General features: G+C 72.7%; 17 protein-coding genes, 7 tRNA genes and 1 pseudogene. 13 read left to right on the top strand and 12 right to left on the bottom strand.

The window, feature by feature from the left end; all coding sequences use genetic code 11:
• The first annotated feature begins 121 nt into the window (after window positions 1–121).
• Window positions 122–1,348, top strand: coding sequence for a uroporphyrinogen-III C-methyltransferase (gene cobA, locus BS83_RS29680; protein ID WP_037606513.1), 1,227 nt, complete (start codon window positions 122–124; stop codon window positions 1,346–1,348).
• 23 nt (window positions 1,349–1,371) lie between these two features.
• Window positions 1,372–2,175, top strand: coding sequence for a TrmH family RNA methyltransferase (locus tag BS83_RS29675; protein WP_037606511.1), 804 nt, complete (start codon window positions 1,372–1,374; stop codon window positions 2,173–2,175).
• A gap of 882 nt (window positions 2,176–3,057) precedes the next feature.
• On the opposite strand, the pseudogene BS83_RS29670 reads toward BS83_RS29675, so the two are convergent.
• Window positions 3,058–4,311: pseudogene (locus tag BS83_RS29670) on the bottom strand (protein kinase domain-containing protein); the annotation flags it as partial.
• Between the two features lie 402 nt (window positions 4,312–4,713).
• On the opposite strand from BS83_RS29670, the gene BS83_RS45805 reads away from it, so the two are divergent.
• Window positions 4,714–4,893 carry a hypothetical protein gene (locus BS83_RS45805; RefSeq protein WP_157597365.1) on the top strand — a complete coding sequence of 60 codons (180 nt, stop codon included), beginning with the start codon at window positions 4,714–4,716 and terminating at the stop codon, window positions 4,891–4,893.
• A gap of 168 nt (window positions 4,894–5,061) precedes the next feature.
• Here BS83_RS45805 and BS83_RS29665 read toward each other — a convergent pair.
• From BS83_RS29665 to BS83_RS29645, 5 genes are all read right to left on the bottom strand, one after another.
• Window positions 5,062–5,136, bottom strand: a tRNA-Val gene (locus tag BS83_RS29665).
• A 33-nt stretch (window positions 5,137–5,169) separates the two neighbouring features.
• Window positions 5,170–5,241, bottom strand: a tRNA-Val gene (locus BS83_RS29660).
• Window positions 5,242–5,309: 68 nt separating this feature from the next.
• Window positions 5,310–5,381 (bottom strand) — tRNA-Val (locus tag BS83_RS29655).
• 1 nt (window position 5,382) lies between these two features.
• Window positions 5,383–5,456: transfer RNA gene (locus tag BS83_RS29650), tRNA-Cys, on the bottom strand.
• Window positions 5,457–5,490: 34 nt separating this feature from the next.
• Window positions 5,491–5,563, bottom strand: a tRNA-Gly gene (locus tag BS83_RS29645).
• 226 nt (window positions 5,564–5,789) lie between these two features.
• Between BS83_RS29645 and BS83_RS29640 the strand changes: the two genes are divergently transcribed.
• The 3 genes from BS83_RS29640 to BS83_RS29630 all read left to right on the top strand — a co-directional run bounded on the left by BS83_RS29640 (window position 5,790) and on the right by BS83_RS29630 (window position 8,546).
• Complete coding sequence (locus tag BS83_RS29640) at window positions 5,790–6,812, top strand: chorismate-binding protein (RefSeq protein ID WP_037610116.1); 1,023 nt, start codon at window positions 5,790–5,792, stop codon at window positions 6,810–6,812.
• 65 nt (window positions 6,813–6,877) lie between these two features.
• Complete coding sequence (locus tag BS83_RS29635) at window positions 6,878–7,699, top strand: aminotransferase class IV (protein ID WP_037606510.1); 822 nt, start codon at window positions 6,878–6,880, stop codon at window positions 7,697–7,699.
• Window positions 7,700–7,706: 7 nt separating this feature from the next.
• On the top strand, window positions 7,707–8,546 hold the full coding sequence (locus BS83_RS29630) for a GNAT family N-acetyltransferase (RefSeq protein WP_037606509.1): 840 nt from the start codon (window positions 7,707–7,709) through the stop codon (window positions 8,544–8,546).
• A 337-nt stretch (window positions 8,547–8,883) separates the two neighbouring features.
• Here the strand turns inward: BS83_RS29630 and BS83_RS29625 are convergent, their stop codons facing one another.
• Window positions 8,884–9,381 carry a DsbA family protein gene (locus BS83_RS29625; RefSeq protein WP_037606508.1) on the bottom strand — a complete coding sequence of 166 codons (498 nt, stop codon included), beginning with the start codon at window positions 9,379–9,381 and terminating at the stop codon, window positions 8,884–8,886.
• Window positions 9,382–9,447: 66 nt separating this feature from the next.
• Between BS83_RS29625 and BS83_RS29620 the strand changes: the two genes are divergently transcribed.
• Complete coding sequence (locus BS83_RS29620) at window positions 9,448–9,891, top strand: hypothetical protein (RefSeq protein ID WP_051944297.1); 444 nt, start codon at window positions 9,448–9,450, stop codon at window positions 9,889–9,891.
• Between the two features lie 15 nt (window positions 9,892–9,906).
• Here BS83_RS29620 and BS83_RS29615 read toward each other — a convergent pair whose 3' ends face one another.
• The 3 genes from BS83_RS29615 to BS83_RS29605 form a co-directional block, all read right to left on the bottom strand.
• Window positions 9,907–11,040, bottom strand: coding sequence for a low temperature requirement protein A (locus tag BS83_RS29615; RefSeq protein ID WP_051944295.1), 1,134 nt, complete (start codon window positions 11,038–11,040; stop codon window positions 9,907–9,909).
• A complete protein-coding gene (locus tag BS83_RS46720) occupies window positions 11,037–11,627 on the bottom strand; it encodes a CGNR zinc finger domain-containing protein (protein WP_037606506.1) in 591 nt (196 codons plus the stop codon). The genes BS83_RS29615 and BS83_RS46720 overlap by 4 nt, the downstream gene beginning before the upstream one ends.
• Before the next feature lie 305 nt (window positions 11,628–11,932).
• Window positions 11,933–12,346: an SsgA family sporulation/cell division regulator gene (locus tag BS83_RS29605; protein WP_034091203.1), complete on the bottom strand. Its 414-nt coding sequence runs from the start codon at window positions 12,344–12,346 to the stop codon at window positions 11,933–11,935.
• Between the two features lie 342 nt (window positions 12,347–12,688).
• On the opposite strand from BS83_RS29605, the gene BS83_RS29600 reads away from it, so the two are divergent.
• A tRNA-Val gene (locus BS83_RS29600) sits at window positions 12,689–12,760 on the top strand.
• 86 nt (window positions 12,761–12,846) lie between these two features.
• Here the strand turns inward: BS83_RS29600 and BS83_RS29595 are convergent.
• A complete protein-coding gene (locus tag BS83_RS29595; protein WP_051944293.1) occupies window positions 12,847–13,284 on the bottom strand; it encodes an isochorismatase family protein in 438 nt (145 codons plus the stop codon).
• Between the two features lie 106 nt (window positions 13,285–13,390).
• Here BS83_RS29595 and BS83_RS29590 point away from each other — a divergent pair.
• Window positions 13,391–13,462, top strand: a tRNA-Val gene (locus BS83_RS29590).
• A gap of 46 nt (window positions 13,463–13,508) precedes the next feature.
• On the opposite strand, the gene BS83_RS29585 is transcribed toward BS83_RS29590, so the two are convergent.
• Window positions 13,509–14,234 carry an exonuclease domain-containing protein gene (locus BS83_RS29585; RefSeq protein WP_037610113.1) on the bottom strand — a complete coding sequence of 242 codons (726 nt, stop codon included), beginning with the start codon at window positions 14,232–14,234 and terminating at the stop codon, window positions 13,509–13,511.
• Between the two features lie 221 nt (window positions 14,235–14,455).
• On the opposite strand from BS83_RS29585, the gene BS83_RS29580 reads away from it, so the two are divergent.
• From BS83_RS29580 to thrS, 4 genes are all read left to right on the top strand, one after another.
• Window positions 14,456–15,031, top strand: coding sequence for a DUF4365 domain-containing protein (locus BS83_RS29580; protein ID WP_037606505.1), 576 nt, complete (start codon window positions 14,456–14,458; stop codon window positions 15,029–15,031).
• A gap of 40 nt (window positions 15,032–15,071) precedes the next feature.
• The gene (locus tag BS83_RS48635) at window positions 15,072–15,860 is read left to right on the top strand and encodes a hypothetical protein (RefSeq protein WP_332262355.1); all 789 of its coding nucleotides are present in this window, start codon (window positions 15,072–15,074) and stop codon (window positions 15,858–15,860) included.
• Window positions 15,755–16,411 carry a lysophospholipid acyltransferase family protein gene (locus BS83_RS48630; protein ID WP_063774247.1) on the top strand — a complete coding sequence of 219 codons (657 nt, stop codon included), beginning with the start codon at window positions 15,755–15,757 and terminating at the stop codon, window positions 16,409–16,411. Before BS83_RS48635 ends, BS83_RS48630 begins: the two co-directional genes overlap by 106 nt.
• Before the next feature lie 91 nt (window positions 16,412–16,502).
• Window positions 16,503–18,479: a threonine--tRNA ligase gene (gene thrS, locus BS83_RS29570; RefSeq protein ID WP_037606504.1), complete on the top strand. Its 1,977-nt coding sequence runs from the start codon at window positions 16,503–16,505 to the stop codon at window positions 18,477–18,479.
• Window positions 18,480–18,487: the final 8 nt, after the last annotated feature.

The raw sequence follows: 18,487 nt of genomic DNA, 5'->3' as shown, positions 1-18,487 counted from the left end.
GCCACTCTGGGGGTGGGTCCCCGAACGAGCGGCGCCATTCGCACCCGGGTGGTGGCTCGCGCGGTCCCCCGTCCCCGAGGAAACACTCCCCACCGTCCCAAGAGTCCTACGGAGTCAGCTGATGCCCACCGTCCCTCTCGACGACGACGCCACTCCGCCGTACCCGGTCGGGCTTCGCCTCGCCGGACGACGCGTCGTCGTCCTCGGCGGTGGGCAGGTCGCGCAGCGCCGGCTGCCCACCCTGCTCGGGTCCGGCGCCGACGTCGTGGTGATCTCCCCGGAGACCACGCCCGCCGTCCAGGCCATGGCCGACGCCGGTGAGCTCCGCTGGGAGCGCCGCGGATACCGGGCCGGTGACCTCGCGGACGCGTGGTACGCGCTGATCGCCACCGCCGACGCCGCCGTCAACGCCGAGGCCGCCGCCGAGGCCGAAGCCGGGCGGGTCTTCTGCGCGCGGGCCGACGACGCCTCCGCCGCGTCCGCGTGGACGCCGGCCAGCGGGCGGCAGGAGGGGACCGTCGTCGCGGTGCTCTCCGGCGACCCGCGCCGCTCCGCCGCCCTGCGGGACGCGGTCATCGGCGGCATCCGCGACGGCAGCCTCGCCGCCGCGCACCACCGGGGCCACCAGGCCGGCGTCGCGCTGGTCGGCGGCGGTCCCGGCGACCCCGACCTGATCACGGTCAAGGGCCGCCGGCTGCTCGTCGAGGCCGACGTCGTGGTCGCCGACCGCCTGGCCCCGCGCGAGCTGCTGGAGGAACTGCCGCCGCACGTCGAGGTCATCGACGCGTCGAAGATCCCCTACGGCCGCTACATGGCCCAGGAGGCGATCAACAACGCGCTGATCGAGCACGCCAAGGCGGGCAAGTTCGTGGTCCGGCTCAAGGGCGGCGACCCGTACGTCTTCGGCCGCGGCATGGAGGAGCTGATCGCCTGCGCCGAGGCGGGCGTCCCGGTGACGGTCGTCCCCGGCATCTCCAGCTCGATCAGCGTCCCGGCGTCCGCGGGCATCCCGGTCACCCACCGCGGGGTCACCCACGAGTTCAGCGTCATCTCCGGTCACGTCGCGCCCGAGGACCCGCGCTCGCTGGTCGACTGGAACGCCGCCGCCAGGATGCGCGGCACGCTCGTGCTGCTGATGGCCGTCGAGCGGATCGCCGCGATCTCCGCCGCGTTGGTCGCGGGCGGACGCTCGCCGGAGACGCCGGTGGCCGTAGTGCAGGAAGGCACGACCTCCGCGCAGCGGGTGGTGCGGGCCACCCTGGACACGGTGGCCGCGGTGGTGGAGGCGGAAGGGATCCGTCCGCCGGCCGTCGTCGTGATCGGTGACGTCGTCGCCTTGGCAGGTTGAGGAGTAACGGGCAGGATCGACCCGTGGCCGAGCTCATCACCATCGACGACCCCGAGGACCCGCGCCTCCACGACTACGTCGCCCTGACCGACGTCGAACTGCGCCGCCGCCGCGAGCCGGAGGAGGGGCTGTTCATCGCGGAGGGCGAGAAGGTGATCCGGCGAGCCAGACTCGCCGGCTACCGGATGCGGTCGATGCTGCTGTCGGCCAAGTGGATCGACCAGATGAAGGACGTCATCGACGAGGTGCCCGCGCCCGTCTACGCGGTGACCCCCGCGGTCGCCGAGCAGGTCACCGGCTACCACGTGCACCGCGGCGCGCTGGCCTCGATGCAGCGCAAGCCGGCTGCGCCGGTGAAGGACGTGCTGGCCGGCGCGCGCCGCGTCGCCGTCTTCGAGGATCTGGTCGACCACGCCAACACCGGCGCGGCCTTCCGCAACGCCGCTGCGCTCGGCGTGGACGCGGTCCTGCTCAGCCCGCGCTGCGCGGACCCGCTCTACCGACGCTCCGTCAAGGTCTCCATGGGCGCGGTGCTGAGCCTGCCCTACGCGGTGCTGGACCCGTGGCCGGACGGGCTGACCCTGCTGCGGGACGAGGGCTTCACCATCGCCGCGCTCTGCCTCGCGGACAACGCGGTCTCCCTCGACGACTTCGCCGCCCGCCCGCACGAGCGCCTGGCGCTGGTCTTCGGCACCGAGGGCAACGGCCTCAGCACAGCCGCGCTCCGCGCGGCGGACGAATGGGTCACCATCCCGATGTCCAACGACATCGACTCCCTCAACGTGGCCGCCGCCTCAGCCGTCGCCTTCTACGCCACCCGCCCCTGATCCTGCCGACGGCTGCCCACAGCGGATTCCAGAGGCCCGCGGCTGTACTCCCACGCCCGCTGGAAGCGCCCCCGCGGGCGGGATCTCGCACCGCGTAGCGCCGTCCGAGCGGCCCGGCTGCTCTCGCGTCCGCGTAGCGGAGCCCGGGTCCTTGGGGGTGCCGTGGGTGGGCGCGGCGCAGCCTCATGTCGGGGGCGCCGAGCACGGTCGCCCGTGCCTTGGCACCTCCGGCGGGGCTGGGCGCCGTCCCTGGCTGTCACGCCTCGGGGCCCACTCTCCGGGGGTGTGTCGAGGGCGTCAGCCTGCCGTCGCGGTCGGAGTGGCCGTGGCGGAGGGGGACGCCGGGGCGCCGGGCCAGGTTTCGGTCATGGTGCCCTTGGCGGCGACGGTGAAGCGGGTCGTGCTGGCGGTGTGGTCGCCGCTGGCGGGCGTGCGTTCCTCGCGGAGCACCGAGCCGTTCTGGATCTGCCAGGCGCTGGTGCCGTTGGGGTCGCCGGTGGAGGCGTGCGCGGCCAGCAGAACCGGTTCTGCACCCGGCTGGAGGCCATAGAGCTCGATCATGTCTTCGGGCACGGCCCGGTCGCGGCGGGTCAGCACCACGACCGCCGCGGCCGCCCCGAGGTAGCGGGCCGGGAGCACCGCGGTGAGGCTGACCGGGGCGCCGGGCCCCGTGCCGTGACCGTTCCGCAGGTCGATCCTGGAGCCGTCCGCGGGGTCCTGATAGGAGCGGGAGGCCCAGTCCACCGCCGCGACCGCCTGGGCCGTCGCGTCGGTCCCCGACGCGGCGACCAGGCCGGTGCTCGCGTCCTGCGCGGCCCCGGAGGCCCAGGCCTTCGACGGCGCTGGGGCGACCGGCGTGCCGTGGGAGAGCGGCTGCGCGGGGCCGGCGCCTTTCGCTGTGCGGTTCTCGCAACCCTGCGCGGTCGCGATCGCGAGCGCGACCCCCGCCGTCACGGTGACGAAGACGATGAGCCGCTGCCGCAGCAGCCGACGGCGCGCGGCGGGGCCTCCGGTGGGGCGCGCGGCCGGTCTCGTGCCCGGGCGCGCGGGTGGCGGCGTGCGCGTGGGTGTGGGGCGTCGCGCCGGCGTGGGCTGGGGCTCGCGCATCGTCGGCGGCATCGGTCCGGCGGCGCGGCGCTGCGGCGTGGGGCGCGCGGGCGCGGGGCGGGCGCTCCCCGCCCCCGTCGGACGCGGCTGCTCGTGCGTACGGCCCGCCTCGTGCGGCACACGGGCCTCACGGGCCCCACGCGTGTCGTGGACGTCGCCGGCGGGCTCGGGTGAGCGCGCGTGCGGGGGCGCGATGCTGCGTCCGATCGCGGCGCCCCGCGCTGCCAGCCTCTGCAGCCGGTCGTGCAGCTGTGCGGGGGTCGGCCGCTCGGCGGGGTCCTTGGCCAGGCAGGCGCGCACCAGCGGCGCCAGGGCCGCCGGAACGGCCGTCAGATCCGGCTCCTCGTGCACCACCCGGTACAGCATCACCTCGGAGCTGCCCGAGCCGAACGGGGTGTCCCCCGTCGCCGCGTAGGCGAGCGTGCTGCCGAGGGCGAAGACGTCCGTCGCGCCCGTCACGGCCACCCCGCGCACCTGTTCGGGCGCGAGGAAGCCGGGGGAGCCGACCGCCGTTCCGACGTGGGTGAGGGTGCTCGCGCCGCTCGACCAGGCGATGCCGAAGTCGATGATCCGCGGGCCCTTGGGGGAGAGCAGGATGTTGGAGGGCTTCAGGTCCCGGTGGACCACGCCGGCGTCGTGCACCTGGGCCAGGCCGTCGGCCAGCGCCGCGCCGACCGCGGCCACCTCGGGCCAGTGCAGCGGCCCCTCGTCGCCGACGCGCTTGTAGAGGGAGGGCCCGGGCACGTAGGCCGTGGCCAGCCACGGGCGTTCGGCGTCGATGTCGGAGGAGACCAGCCGCGCGATGCAGCCGCCTTTGATCCTGGCCGCGGCGGCGACCTCGCGTGCGAAGCGGGTGCGGAACTCCTGGTCCTCGGCCAGCTCGGCCCGGATGAGCTTCAGCGCGACCTTCTGGCCCTTGCGGTCCGAGCCCAGGTAGACGACGCCCATGCCGCCGCTGCCGAGCCTGCGGTGCAGCCGGTAGGGACCGACGAGTCGCGGGTCCTCGCGCCGGAGCCGCATCTTCGCCACGTTGCCGTCCCACCGTCAGGTCCCCGGTGTCCGGGGCGTGCTGTCCACTTCGGAGCACTGATTGCCGATTGCCAGGACCACAGCTTACGGACTACCGGTGCCGGTGTGCTGATACGCAACGCACGAGGGGCTCGGGGGCGGCCCTCAGGGTTCACCCTGAGGGCCGGACCGGGTCCAGGTCCACCTCGGGTAGTACTCCTTGAGTCGGAGACTCCTCCTCCGGGATGCCGTGAGGACCGTGCGCTGGCATGACGACCGGGAATGCTGCGCGTCATACGGTTGTTGTGCGCGGTGGGCGGGACGCTCGTCCCCCGAGGATCTCCGCCCGCCGCGACCAGTGCCGCGGCTGTGACCGGAGCGGAGAAGACGTTGACGACGAAGAGGCGGACGGGGGAGTTGGCGATGGCGATGCAGACAGGGGGTCCGGCGCGTCGGCGCCGTGCGTCCACGGAGGGCACCAGGAACCCGTTCGTGGCGCTGGCCATCGCGCTGCCGGTCGCTGCGCTGCTCGCGTACGCCTTCGGCGGCTGGCACCAGTTCGCCCTGCAGGCGAACACCATGGTCCAGCTCATGGGCCACTGAGGTCGCGGCGGTACCGCAGGCCACAGGGGCCACACCAGAGACGGCGGGTGCCGTGTCCGGGCTGTCGGTGAGGGCAGTCCGGGTGCGGCATCCCGCTTTTTTGTCCGGAATTCCTTGGTCCGGGCACACGCAAGAGGCCGCCTGCGGATCGAACCGCCGACGGCCTGCTGGTGCGCGATACTGGGATTGAACCAGTGACCTCTTCCGTGTCAGGGAAGCGCTCTCCCGCTGAGCTAATCGCGCGGGATGGTCCTGCGAAGACCCACGAGGGGTCAGTGCGCGATACTGGGATTGAACCAGTGACCTCTTCCGTGTCAGGGAAGCGCTCTCCCGCTGAGCTAATCGCGCGGGTGGTGGTGCCGGGTACTGCGGTCCTGCAACTGCCGTCCTGCTGTGCACAGACCCCTGAGGGTCAGTGCGCGATACTGGGATTGAACCAGTGACCTCTTCCGTGTCAGGGAAGCGCTCTCCCGCTGAGCTAATCGCGCTTGGAGGTGGAGACGGGATTTGAACCCGTGTACACGGCTTTGCAGGCCGTTGCCTCGCCTCTCGGCCACTCCACCGAGTGAGAAAGGATCGACGAGCGATCCTCTTCCGAGCGGACGACGGGATTCGAACCCGCGACCCTCACCTTGGCAAGGTGATGCTCTACCAACTGAGCCACGTCCGCGTGATCTCCGATCGGCTTCCCGCTTGCTTTCTGCGGTCCGCGTCCTGGCGACGTGTTGAACTCTAGCGGATTCCGGGCCCAGCTCAAATTCCGTATCCCCTGCGTGCCGCAGCGCGGACGGCGAGCAGAAGCGCTCCGGCCTGCGGAGACCTAGACTTCGCCCACCGCAGTAATCCCCCAGGAGTCAGAGCGCACCGTGATCCAGTCGCTGTCAGCCCCCGCCCCCATGGCCCGCTTCGCAGGCCGCGTGGCCACCGGATTGTGCGAGGTCAGCCATGATCCGGCGGTGCTGGACGGCTCGGGCTTCTGGGCCGTGGTCGCGGACTTCGAGGGGCGCATCACCTGCGCCCGGTTCTCCGACATACGCACCGAGGAGACCGTTCCGTACTCCGCCGCCTCCGGCTGGCTCGGCCCCGACCGGTCGGCCTGGAGCAGTTCGCTGGACCGCGACGCCTACACCGCCGGCGTCCGCCGCATCCGCGAGCACATCGCCGCCGGCGAGGTCTACCAGGCCAACCTCTGCCGGGTGCTGAGCGCGCCGCTGCCCGACCCGGCCCGCTCCGACGTGGACGCGCTGACGGCACGTCTGGCCCGTGGCAACCCTGCCCCCTACGCCGGCACGGTCCGGCTCCCGGACCACGGCGTCGAGGTGGCCACCGCCTCGCCCGAGCTCTTCCTGCACCGCGACGGGGACGTCGTCCGCTCCGGCCCCATCAAGGGCACCGGGCGCACCGAGGCCGACCTCCTGGAGAAGGACTGGGCCGAGAACGTCATGATCGTGGACCTGGTCCGCAACGACCTCGGCCGAGTCTGCCGCACCGGCAGCGTGACCGTCCCCGATCTCTGCGCCGTGGAGAAGCACCCCGGCCTCGTCCACCTGGTCTCCATGGTCGAGGGCAGGCTGCGCCCGGACGCCGGCTGGCCCGCGCTCTTCGACGCCACCTTCCCTCCCGGCTCGGTCACCGGCGCGCCCAAGAGCAGCGCGCTGCGGATCATCGACGCCCTGGAGACGGCCCCCCGCGGCCCCTACTGCGGAGCCGTCGGCTGGGTCGACGCCGACCGCGGCCTGGGCGAGCTCGCCGTCGGCATCCGCACCTTCTGGGTGGACCGCAGCGACCCGGCCGCGCCCGTCGCCCGCTTCGGCACCGGCGCGGGCATCACCTGGGGCTCCGACCCGGACGGCGAATGGGACGAGACCGAGCTCAAGGCGTCCCGCCTGCTCGCGGTAGCGTCGGAACCGGGACACTGACCGCGACCGCTTCGGCCCTCATCCGGCGACGGGCGGCGCGGGTACGACAACTGAGGAGCGACACCGTGCGGATCTGGGTCAACGGCGTACTGAGCGACGCCTCCGAGGCCACCGTCTCCGTCCTCGACCACGGCATGACCGTCGGCGACGGCGTCTTCGAGACGGTCAAGGCCGTCGAGGGCCGCCCCTTCGCCCTGCGTCGCCACCTCGACCGCCTGGAGCGGTCGGCCCGCGGGATGGGCCTGCCCGCCCCCGACCGCGACGAGGTCGAGCGCGCCTGTGCGGCCGTGCTGGAGGCCAACCCCTTCGCCCTCGGCCGCCTGCGGATCACCTTCACCGGCGGTGTCGCCCCGCTCGGCTCCGACCGCGGCGACGCCGGCCCGACCCTCGTCGTCGCCCTCGGCGAGGTCGCCCGCCGCCCCGACGCCGCCGCCGTGGTCACCGTGCCCTGGACGCGCAACGAGCACAGCGCGACGGCGGGTCTGAAGACCACCTCCTACGCCGAGAACGTCATCGCCCTGGCCCGTGCCCACGAGTACGGCGCGAGCGAGGCGCTGCTCGCCAACACGGCCGGGCAGCTGTGCGAGGGCACCGGCTCCAACGTCTTCGTCGTCCTGCACGGCCGGCTGCTGACGCCGCCGCTCACCTCCGGCTGCCTGGCGGGCGTCACCCGCGCCCTGGTGCTGCAGTGGACCGACGCGGAGGAGGCGGACCTGCCCTACTCGGCGCTGGAGGAGGCGGAGGAGGTCTTCCTGACCGGAACCCTGCGCGACGTCCAGGGCGTCTCACGCGTCGACCAGCGCGAACTGCCGGGCGCACCGGGTCCGGTGACGCAGAAGGTGATGGAACTCTTCTCCCAGCACGCCGCCGCCGACCTGGAGCCGTGACCGCCGCATGACGACGACCCTTCGCCCGACCGGACCCGAGCGTCACCCCGAGGGCGGCGGCCGCGAACGCCCCTTCGCGATCTGCGTGAACGGCCGCGAGGTCGGCGGCGTGCGGGTCACCGCGTTCGCCGACGGCGTGGGACTGATCAGCGACCTGGCGGTCGAGGAGTCCGGCCGCGGCCGCGGCCGCGGCACGACGGCGGTCCTGGCCGCCGAGGAGATCCTTCGGTCCTGGGGCTGCAGCCGCGCCGAGGCCACGCTCGTCGGCGTGGAGGACAGCGAGGCGACCCGGCGCGGTCTGCGCTGGGCCGCGAGCCTGGGGTACGCGCTCACGGCGCGGAACATGGCCAAGGACCTCCCCGCGAGCCCGCCGCCGCTGCCGCCCGGCACGCTGGCGCGGGCGATGACGGCGGCGGAGTTCCCGGTCTGGCTCGCGGCGCAGGACGCCGCCTACGTGCGGGAGCTGGTCGAACGCACGGGACTCACGCAGGAGCAGGCGGTGGCCAAGTCGGCGGCGAGCCACGCCTCGCTGCTGGGCGAGGGCCTCGACACCGCGGACACCTCGATCGTGTGCCTGGAGGCGGACGGCGAGGTGGTCGGCACCGTCTGGGTCAACACGGGTGAGACCCGGGGGCGCTCTCCGTGGATCTTCGACATCGAGGTCGGCGAGGCGTTCCGCGGGCACGGCCACGGCCGCAGTCTGATGCTCGTCGCCGAACAGGTCACCCACGCGGCGGGCCACCACCGCCTGGGCCTCAACGTCCACGCCGGCAACGCCCCTGCGGAACGCCTCTACGCCTCCCTCGGCTACCGCACCTACCGCTGGGCACTGGGCAAGGCACTCTGAGGTGGACCTCAGGCGCGCGGGGAACTGCGCGAGGAACCACCCGGTGCGGACGGCGCCGCGCGTACGGGGACTCCCCACCCGGGGTGGCCCGTCGAGCGGTTCCCCGCGCCCCTGGAGGGTGCGACTTGGCCTCTGCTCGGCTGGGCCCGCGCCCTTGGGCCGGGCAACCCGGCCTCCGCTCCGTTTCCAGGCGCGGCCGGGGCCGGAGCGGAGCGCAGGAGCGCGCCCGATGCGGCGCCGACGACCAGGATCATCCGATGCCCCGCGCGGGTGGTCCCGCTCTCGCGCGCCGAGGCGCGCAGAACCTCGCGCCCCGGGGGAGCTCGCCTTACACGCTCTACACGCTCAGCAGGGACTCGATCCGGGCGCGGAGCCCGTCCTGGCTCTTGGAGCCGTCGAGGAGCTTGCCGGCGACGACGTAGGTCGGCGTGCCCTTGACGCCGATCGCCTTGCCCTCGGCGTGGTCGGCCTCGACCGTGAAGCTGTGGCGGCCGTCGATCAGCGCCGTGTCCAGTTCCTCCGCGTCCAGGCCCAGCTCGCCTGCCAGTTTGCCCAGGAACGTCGTGCCGCCGCTCGCCAGCTCCTCCGTGCGGGCCAGCAGCGCCTCCACGAAGGGCCAGCCCTGGCCCTGGGCGAACGCCTCCTCCGCCGCCTCGGCCGCCTGGAAGGCGAACTTGTGCTTTTCCAGCGGGAAGTGGCGCAGCACGATCTCCACGCGGTCACCATGGGCGGCGCGCAGCGCGCGGACGTCGTCGAGTGCGGCCGTGCAGTCGGGGCACTGCAGGTCGCACCAGAACTCGACGGACTGGACGGCAGCGGCGGAACTTTCGGTCATGTTCGCAAGTCTCCCATTTGTGGGCAGGATGAAAGTGCACGGAAGCAGCAGAAGGAGTGACCGATCATGACAGCGATCATCTGCATGGCACTCTCGGCCCTCGGCGTCGTCATCGCCGTGCTGGCCGCCGTGCGCGGCCGGCGCCGTGCCGCTCTTCGCTGGCTCGCCCTCGCCCTCGTGCCGACGGGGCTCTACCTCACCGGGCTGATCACGGTCTTCCACACCATCGGCAGCGCCCTCGCCCACTGGGCCACGCACCTCGTCTTCGACCCGCGGGTCTGGGTCGGCGTCTCGATGCTCGGCGCCGCCGTGCTGATCCTGCTCGCGACCGGCGTCCGGCGTCGGCGCAGGCAGAGCGGCGGTCAGGTCGCCGGCCGTCCCGCGCCCGCGGCCGCCGCCCCGGGTCGCGCCGCCGCTCCGGGGGCGCCGCTGCCCGCGAAGTCCGCGCCGACCGCCGATCTCGGCGACTTCTCCGACATCGAGGAGATCCTCAAGAAGCGGGGCATCTGACCCGCCCGGGTCTGGCTACCCACGGGCCGCGACGGCCCGCTGCTCCCACGCCACCAGCCCGATCAGCACCGCCGCCGTGACGCCCAGCGCGACGCCGCCGCCCGTCCAGTGCGTCGCCGCGAGGCCGCACGCCCCGACCACCGGCGCGGTGACCAGCCGGGCCACCGGCCATTCGCCCGCCAGCGCGTGGTGGAAGCAGGCCAGGCCGAGGAGGAACAGTGCGACGCCGAGCGGAAGCAGTCCCGCGGACAGCCCGTGCAGCGGACGGCCGAAGGAGTCGATCGCCTCCTGCATCCCCACCGCCGAGACCGCGATGCCGAAGATCAGGGTGAGGTAGGCGTAGCCGAACGCGTAGACCGCCACCCGGGGCCGGCGGTCGGCGGGGAAGCCGTCGAGCAGGGCGGCGCTCTCGCGTTCCTCGCGGTCGAAGTAGAGCCACCACATCGCCGCGCTCGCCGCCAGCGCCAGCAGCGCACCGAGCAGGACCGTGGTCAGGTCGTCCTGGTGGGTCGCGGCCGAGCCGACCTCGGTGATGGACTCGCCGAGCACGATGATCACGGCGAGCCCGTGGCGTTCGACGAAGTGCCCTGCGCCGACGCTGAACCCGCCCTCGCGGACGAGGAAGGGCGTCACCCACTCCAGTGCGCAGGCCAGCACCCACACCCAGACCCTGCGGTCGGGGGGAACCGCCCCCGCGACCAGCACTACGGACGCGCTGACGATGTTCATCGGCCCGATCCGGGCGATGCCTCGGTGCCCGGAGGTGCCGAGGAAGCCCACCGCGTGCAGCAGCACCACGAAGAGGTAGGCCGCGCCGAAGACCAGCCCCCACGGACCCGGCCCCACCGCGCGTGGCACGGCGAGCGACATGACGAAGAAGCCCGCCGTCCCGGCGAGCAGCAGCAGCCGAGGTCCGGTGCGGTCCAGGTCCAGCGCGTTGGTCAGCCAGGCATAGCCGCCGTACATCCACCAGGTGATCGTCAGCAGCACGGCCGACCGGCCCAGCCCGCCCAGGTCGGGACGGGCCACCAGCACCGACGCGATCTGCGTGACGGTGAAGACGAAGACCAGGTCGAAGAAGAGCTCCAGCGGCCGCACCGCCTCGGCCCCGGGCGGGACCGGGTCGGCGGGGTCGGGTCTGTGGATCAAGACCCCACGCCGACGCCGCGCTGCGCCTCCGCCGGGGGAGCGACCCGCTGCCGCGCCCGGTATGCGGCGACGTGCAGCCGGTTGCCGCAGGTGCGGCTGTCGCAGTAGCGGCGGGAGCGGTTGCGGGAGAGGTCGACGAAGACGCGGACGCAGTCCGGTGCCTCGCAGCGCCGCATCCGGTCGCGCTCGCCCGCGACGATGACCATCGACAGGGCGATGCCCGCCTCCGCTGCCAGGCGGTCCGCGAGCGCGGCGCCGGGGGCGAAGTAGTGGACGTGCCAGTCGTGGCCGTCGTGGTCGGTGAGTCTGGGGGTGGTCCCGGCCCGCGCGACCATCGCGTTGAGCAGTTCGGCCGCGTCGCGGGTGGTCTCCGCGGCAAGCACCTCCCAGAAGCGGTGCCGCAGGCGGCGCACGCCCTCCAGGTCGCCCGGCGTGAGCGGCCCGATGTCGCTCAGCTCGCGGCGGACGACGAAGCCGCGCAGCGCGGCGAGGTCCGGCAGGCCCTCCTGGCCGCCGGCCTCGGGCGCGGTGTTCAGCAGTTCCACCAGCACGTCGAGTGCGCACTCGGTGTCGTGGGTGATCAGCACGGCGGGGCTCCTGGCTCTCCGTGGCCCGACTGGTTGGCGAGACTCTACCGGTCGGAAAGGACCACCGTGCATGTCCACGCCGAAGATCGCCCGCGGCGTGGCGCCGGACCGCCCCACCGGGCCCAGGGGCACCGCCCCGCATCCCGCCCGCCGCGTTCGCGCCGCCGACACGACGACGCCGCCACGACCTGGTCGGTCGTGGCGGCGTCGTCCTGCCGCGCTGCGTGCCCCCGAGTAGCACGCCCGCGCATGAGTGACTGCGGTGGGACGGTTGTCGGACGCCCGGACTGCGAGCGCCCGCGGCCTCAGCTCTCGGCCAGGATGTGGCTCAGCTCCCTGTCCAGGTCGAAGTGGCGGTGCTCGGTCCCCGGGGGGACAGCGGCATCGGTGCGCTTGAGGAAGGACTCCAGCGCGCGCGCCGGGGCCTCCAGCAGGGCTTCTCCCTCGGGAGAGCTCAGGGCGATGCAGACGACTCCTTGTCCGTGGCTGCGTGAGGGCCAGACACGGACATCGCCGGTCCCGGTCGGCCGGTGCAGCCCCTCCGCGAGGAGGTCGCGGGCGAACACCCAGTCGACGGTCTCGTCGGCGCCCGTGTGGAAGGTGGCGTGCACGGCATAGGGGTCGGCCGTGTCGTAGCGCAGCCCCGCCGGAACGGGGAGGGAAGACTCGCTCGACACGATGAGGCGCAGGTGCAGCTCGCAGCTGACCGTGGTGTTCATAAGCGCCAAGGCCTTTCGCTCAGTGTGCGCTCGGGGATCGCACGTCGGCGAACGGACCATCCCACCCTTAGGCCCGCGGTAAACCCCTCTGTCCGGATTAGTGCGCTGCTGGTACCCCATATGGCCCAGCAGTCTCAGCAGTCACATCCGTCACAGAAAACGGCCTCTTCGGCCACCTGATCGATCGTTCAGAGATGGCTTTCGGCCAGTTGTGATCGCCAACCGGCATGACTCGATCGCCCGACGGCGGGTCGGGCGCGCCGTCGCTCTCGTCCGGCTCCGGGCGCCGTCCTGAGGCGTGCCGGAGCACCGCTCGGCATGCGGTAGTGTTTTCCCTGTGCCGGGCGATTAGCTCAGTGGGAGAGCGCTTCGTTCACACCGAAGAGGTCACTGGTTCGAACCCAGTATCGCCCACCCGTGACGCAAGGCCCGCAGGTCAACGACCTGCGGGCCTTCGGCGTGTCTTGGGGTCCCCGTCGTGGGCGAGCGGCGCTGCCGGCTCAGGTGAAGGGGACGGCGTCCGCGCCGGCGATCACCGCGCCGGCCGCCGCCAGCGCGTGTTCGACCTCGACCGCCGCGTCCGGCGAGAAGCCCTCGTGCGCACCGGAGGCGAGCACGACCCGGTAGCCGCGCGCCAGGGCCTCCAGCGTCGTGGCAGAAACGGCGTGCTCGCTCCAGACCCCCGCGATCGCGAGGCGCGTGCCCGGCGGCAGGGTCTCGGCCAGTCCGGTGCCGACGAAGGAGTCCTCGGCGGCGCGGTCGAGGACCGGCTCACCCGGCCAGGAGTCGAACAGCAGCGGCCGACCTTCGCTGCGCACGTGCACGACGATGGCTCCGGCGTTTCTCGCCCGGGTCAGCAGCGTGCGCAGGGACGCGGAGACCGAGGGGCTGAGCAGCATGTCGTGCTGGACGTCGATCAGGAGCAGTGCCGTTGCCATGCCTTCAAAGTAGCACTGGTGTTCGAATTGTTCGAGGCGAACCGCCCCGGTCCGGAATCCGTTTTCAGGCATCGGCCCTGGCAGTGCTAATGTTCTGTCCGTGCCCGGGCGATTAGCTCAGTGGGAGAGCGCTTCGTTCACACCGAAGAGGTCACTGGTTCGAACCCAGTATCGCCCACCCGTGCAGCACCTGAAGGCCCCTCAGTTGAGGGGCCTTCAGTCGTTCAGGCCGCGCGCTCCAGTGGCAGTCGCAGCGGCCAGGCGGTGTCCACCCTGGCCGGCGTGCCGCTCCGGCTGAACCACTGCTCCAGGCCGCGGGCCTGCGCGGCGTGCCAGACCGCCTGGCGCAGATGGAGTTCGGCCGCGCTCAGGCCCTCCAACTGCCCCTGGTGCCGCCGGCCCATCGCGCGCGTCAGCTCCAGGGCCGCCGTCGCGTCCGCCGCCGCGTCGTGCGCGTCGGTCAGTGTGACACCGTAGTGCTCGCACAGGGCGGCCAGGTTCCTGCGGCCCTTGCGGTAGCGGTCCAGGCGCTTGTCGAGGACCCAGGGGTCGAGCACCAGCAGCGGTGCCCCGGTCAGGTACTGATCGAGTGTCATGCCGCGGTGCCGCCGCAGCTCCCGGTCCAGCAGGGTGAGGTCGTAGGGGGCGTTCATCACGACCAGCGGCCGCCCGGCCCGCGCGCTTTCGGCCAGTGCCCGCGCGATCTCCTCGACGGCCACCCCCGGCGGGCGGCCGTGCTCGCGCGCCCAGGCGTCGGTCAGGCCGTGCACGGCGGTGGCCTGTGCCGGGATCGGCAGGCCGGGATCCACCGTCCACGTGTGGCGTCGCGGCGCTCCGCCCGGCTCCTCCTGGACGACGAGGGCGGCCGTGACTATCCGGTCGCGTTCGACGTCCACGCCGGTCGTCTCGGTGTCGAAGGAGGCGAGTGCCGCCTCGTACCAGAGCGTCATCCTCATCCCCCTGTCCTGGGCTTCCCCGTCGCTGCCGTCCCTCGACCGCCCCGAGCGGTCCCGACAGCGCTCACGATCAGGTGATACCCGGTCACTTTGCGCATTCAATCCTCCAGGAAGGTGCGAGCTTGTTTCGCCGTATCCAGCCATGGAAAGACCGAAACTGACGGGGTGTCCGGAGCGGACGGGCGCGCCCGTCGTCCTGACCGAGAGCGGCACCGATGGCCTCTTCCCTGCCCGGACCGGCAGCCCTCCCCGAACCGGTGGGCCCCGGCGGGTACACACTGCGCGGCCAACTGGCCGTCACCTCCTGCATGGAGACCCTCCAGGTCGGCTACCTCCACGCCGTGGCGGCGGCCGCGGGCTGTGCGCTGGCCTCACCCTTCCCCGACAACGGCATCGACTGGCATCTCAGTCACGGCAGTTCCGCACACGCCGAGGACGACGAGGTCACCATCAAGGTCCAGCTGAAGTGCACCTACCAGATAGCGGCGCGCCCGGCCGGACCCTCGTTCAGCTTCACCCTCGACAACGACCACCTGCGCAAACTCGCCCACCCCCGGGTCGCCGTGCACAAGATCCTGGTGGTCATGTTGGTCCCGCGCGAGGTCGACCAGTGGCTGCTGGCCCAGCCGGACCGGCTGGAAGTGCGCCACTGCTGCTACTGGGTCAACCTGGCCGGGCACGCCGTCACCGGCAGGCGGCGGACGAATGTCCGGATACCGACTCAGCAGGTCTTCGATGACCGCGCCCTGTGCGCCATCATGGCGCGTGTGGGGGCGGGCGAGAGGCCGTGACCGACCCCGATCACGGGCACCCACCGGCGGGAGGGCAGGCGTGACAGCCAGGCGGCGTGACACCCCGGCAGATGCGGTGACCCCCGTCGCCCGTGCCGCCCTGCGTGCGAGGGGCGGACGCGCGCCCCTCGCCGGAACCGATGCGCCCTCCGGCCGTGCTCCCGGCGACGCCGACCCGCACCTCGCCGACGTCGTCCTGCCCGACCCGGCCCGCGTCGACCCCGACGTGCTGACCACGCTGCTCGGCCGGCACGGGTGGGTCCGCCGCGGCGGGGCGCAGGGCCGCTACAGCCGCTGGGCCCCGCCCGAGGACCGCGAGCCCGACACCAGTCTCCTGGTCCCCGCCGACCGCGCCTTCGACGACAGCCTCGATCTGCTCGACGAGGCCCTCGGAGCCCTGGCCCGGTCCGGCGTCCCCTCCGCCCGCGCCATCCTCTCGGCGCTGCTGGTCCCCGGCGACGAGATCCACTGGCGGCGCGAGGTGCCCGGCGTCGGCGGGGCCGTCCCCTGGGGGGCCGAGGCCGAGCTGCGGGCCGCCGCCAGTGCGATGCTCGCCGCCGCCGCCAAGGCGGGGCAGGCGCGGGCCGCCTACTTCGGCGCGCGCCTCGACGCGTACGCCGCCGAGTTCCTCGACCGGGTCCTGGTCGTCGCGCCGGGCACCGGCGCGGGCCTGCTCACCGCCTACACCCGGCCCCCGGCGACCGCCGTGCCACGATCACGCTGGTGCTCGCCCTCGAGGCCCTGCGCGAGGCGGTCGACCTGCAGCGGGCCAACGGCAGCAGCGACGCCTTCGACAACGGCGTGCGGCTCGGGCTCAGCCGGGAGCTGATCGCCGCCGTCGTCCAGCTGATCCGCGGCAGCGAGGGCGCCACCGTCACGCTGCACTGGTCCGCCGCCGTGGGCGTGCCGCACGGCTTCGGCAACCGGCGGCTGCTGATCGAGTTCTCGCCCGGCGACCTGCCCGCGCTGGAGGCCGCCGCCGAGCGGCTCGAACGCAGCGAGCCCGCCGTCGCGGTGGAACTGACCGGTGCCGTGGTCCGGCTCAAGCGCGCGGTCCCGCACGGTGAGGGCGTGGTCCGGCTGCGGGTGCTGACCGGCGCGGAGGTGGACGAGGTCAGGGTTCGCCTCGGCGACGCCGACTACCGCACCGCCGTCGTCGCCCACCTGGAGGGGACGCCGGTCCGGCTGTCCGGGATGCTGGAGCGCAAGGGCGGCTTCCGCCGCCTCAGCGGGGCGGCCGACGTGTCCCTGGTCCCCCTCGACGAGGCCGAGCGCGACAGGCTCGCCAAGGCGCTGCGGTTGCGCGCCACCGGCTTCCTGGGCGCGGGGGAGGGCGAGGACGGTCCCGACGAGGCGGACGGAGCGGACGACGCGGGGTAATGCCTGCGCGGGGCCGGTCCCCGGGTCGGTACCATCGTGATCGCAGCGGTCCCGCTGCTCCTCATGAGGAACCGAGAGTCAGGAGAGTCCGGTGTCGGACGTCCGTGTGGTCATCAGTCGCGAACCCGATCGGGAAGACCGCGTGGTGGCGACGGGCACGACGGCGGCCCAGCTCTTCGACGGCGAGCGCGCCGTCATCGCCGCCAAGGTCGGCGGCGAGCTCAGGGACCTCAGCTACGAGCTGCGCGAGGGCGACGAGGTCGAGCCGGTGGAGATCACCAGCGAGGACGGCCTCAACATCCTGCGGCACTCCACCGCGCACGTGATGGCCCAGGCCGTCCAGGAGTGCTTCCCCGACGCCAAGCTCGGCATCGGCCCGCCGATCAAGGACGGCTTCTACTACGACTTCGACGTCGAGAAGCCGTTCACCCCCGATGACCTCAAGGTCATCGAGAAGAAGATGCAGGAGATCCAGAAGCGCGGCCAGCGCTTCGCGCGCCGGGTCGTCACCGAGGACGCCGCCCGCGAGGAGCTCGCGAACGAGCCGTACAAGCTGGAGCTGATCGGCCTCAAGGGCTCGGCGGGCAGCGAGGACGGCGCGAACGTCGAGGTCGGCGGCGGCGAGCTGACCATCTACGACAACCTCGACGCCAAGACCGGCGAGCTGTGCTGGAAGGACCTCTGCCGCGGCCCGCACCTGCCCAGCACCCGGCTGATCCCGGCGTTCAAGCTGATGCGCAACGCCGCTGCCTACTGGCGCGGCAGCGAGAAGAACCCGATGCTGCAGCGCATCTACGGCACCGCCTGGCCCTCCAAGGACGAGCTCAAGGCGTACCTCGACTTCCTGGTCGAGGCCGAGAAGCGCGACCACCGCAAGCTCGGCGCCGAGCTGGACCTCTTCTCGATCCCCGAGGAGATCGGCTCCGGCCTCGCGGTCTTCCACCCCAAGGGCGGCATCATCCGCCGCGCCATGGAGGACTACTCGCGCAAGCGCCACGAGGAGTCGGGCTACGAGTTCGTCTACTCGCCGCACGCCACCAAGGGCACCCTGTTCGAGAAGTCGGGCCACCTGGACTGGTACGCCGACGGCATGTACCCGCCCATGCAGCTCGACGAGGGCGTGGACTACTACCTCAAGCCCATGAACTGCCCGATGCACAACCTGATCTTCGACGCCCGCGGGCGCTCCTACCGTGAGCTGCCGCTGCGCCTGTTCGAGTTCGGCACGGTGTACCGGTACGAGAAGTCCGGCGTCGTCCACGGCCTGACCCGGGCCCGGGGCTTCACCCAGGACGACGCGCACATCTACTGCACCAAGGAGCAGATGGCGGACGAGCTCGACTCGCTGCTGACCTTCGTGCTGGACCTGCTGCGCGACTACGGCCTGTCCGACTTCTACCTGGAGCTGTCCACCAAGGACCCGGAGAAGTACATCGGCTCCGACGAGGTCTGGGAGGAGGCGACCGAGACGCTGCGCAAGGCCGCCGAGAAGCAGAACCTCCCGCTGGTCCCCGACCCGGGCGGCGCCGCCTTCTACGGCCCGAAGATCTCCGTGCAGGTCAAGGACGCCATCGGCCGCACCTGGCAGATGTCGACCATCCAGGTCGACTTCAACCTGCCGGAGCGCTTCGACCTCCAGTACACCGCGGCGGACGGCTCGCGCCAGCGGCCGGTCATGATCCACCGCGCCCTGTTCGGCTCGATCGAGCGCTTCTTCGCGGTCATGCTGGAGCACTACGCCGGCGCGATGCCGCCATGGCTCGCCCCCGTCCAGGCCGTCGGCATCCCGATCGGCGACGGGCACGTGGAGTACCTCCAGGACTTCGCCAAGGAGGCGAAGGCCAAGGGTCTGCGCGTGGACGTGGACGCCTCCGGCGACCGGATGCAGAAGAAGATCCGCAACCACCAGAAGGCCAAGGTCCCCTTCATGGTCATCGTCGGCGACGAGGACATGGCCGCGGGCACCGTCTCCTTCCGCTACCGCGACGGCTCGCAGAAGAACGGCATCAGCCGCGCCGACGCGCTGGCCGAGCTGGTCGACGTGGTGGAGCGCCGCGTGCAGGTCTGATCAGGTTC

Source organism: Streptacidiphilus rugosus AM-16, from assembly GCF_000744655.1.
Taxonomy (GTDB): domain Bacteria; phylum Actinomycetota; class Actinomycetes; order Streptomycetales; family Streptomycetaceae; genus Streptacidiphilus; species Streptacidiphilus rugosus.
Note: the sequence above shows the minus strand (reverse complement) of the source record. Positions and strands in the feature narration are given on the sequence as shown.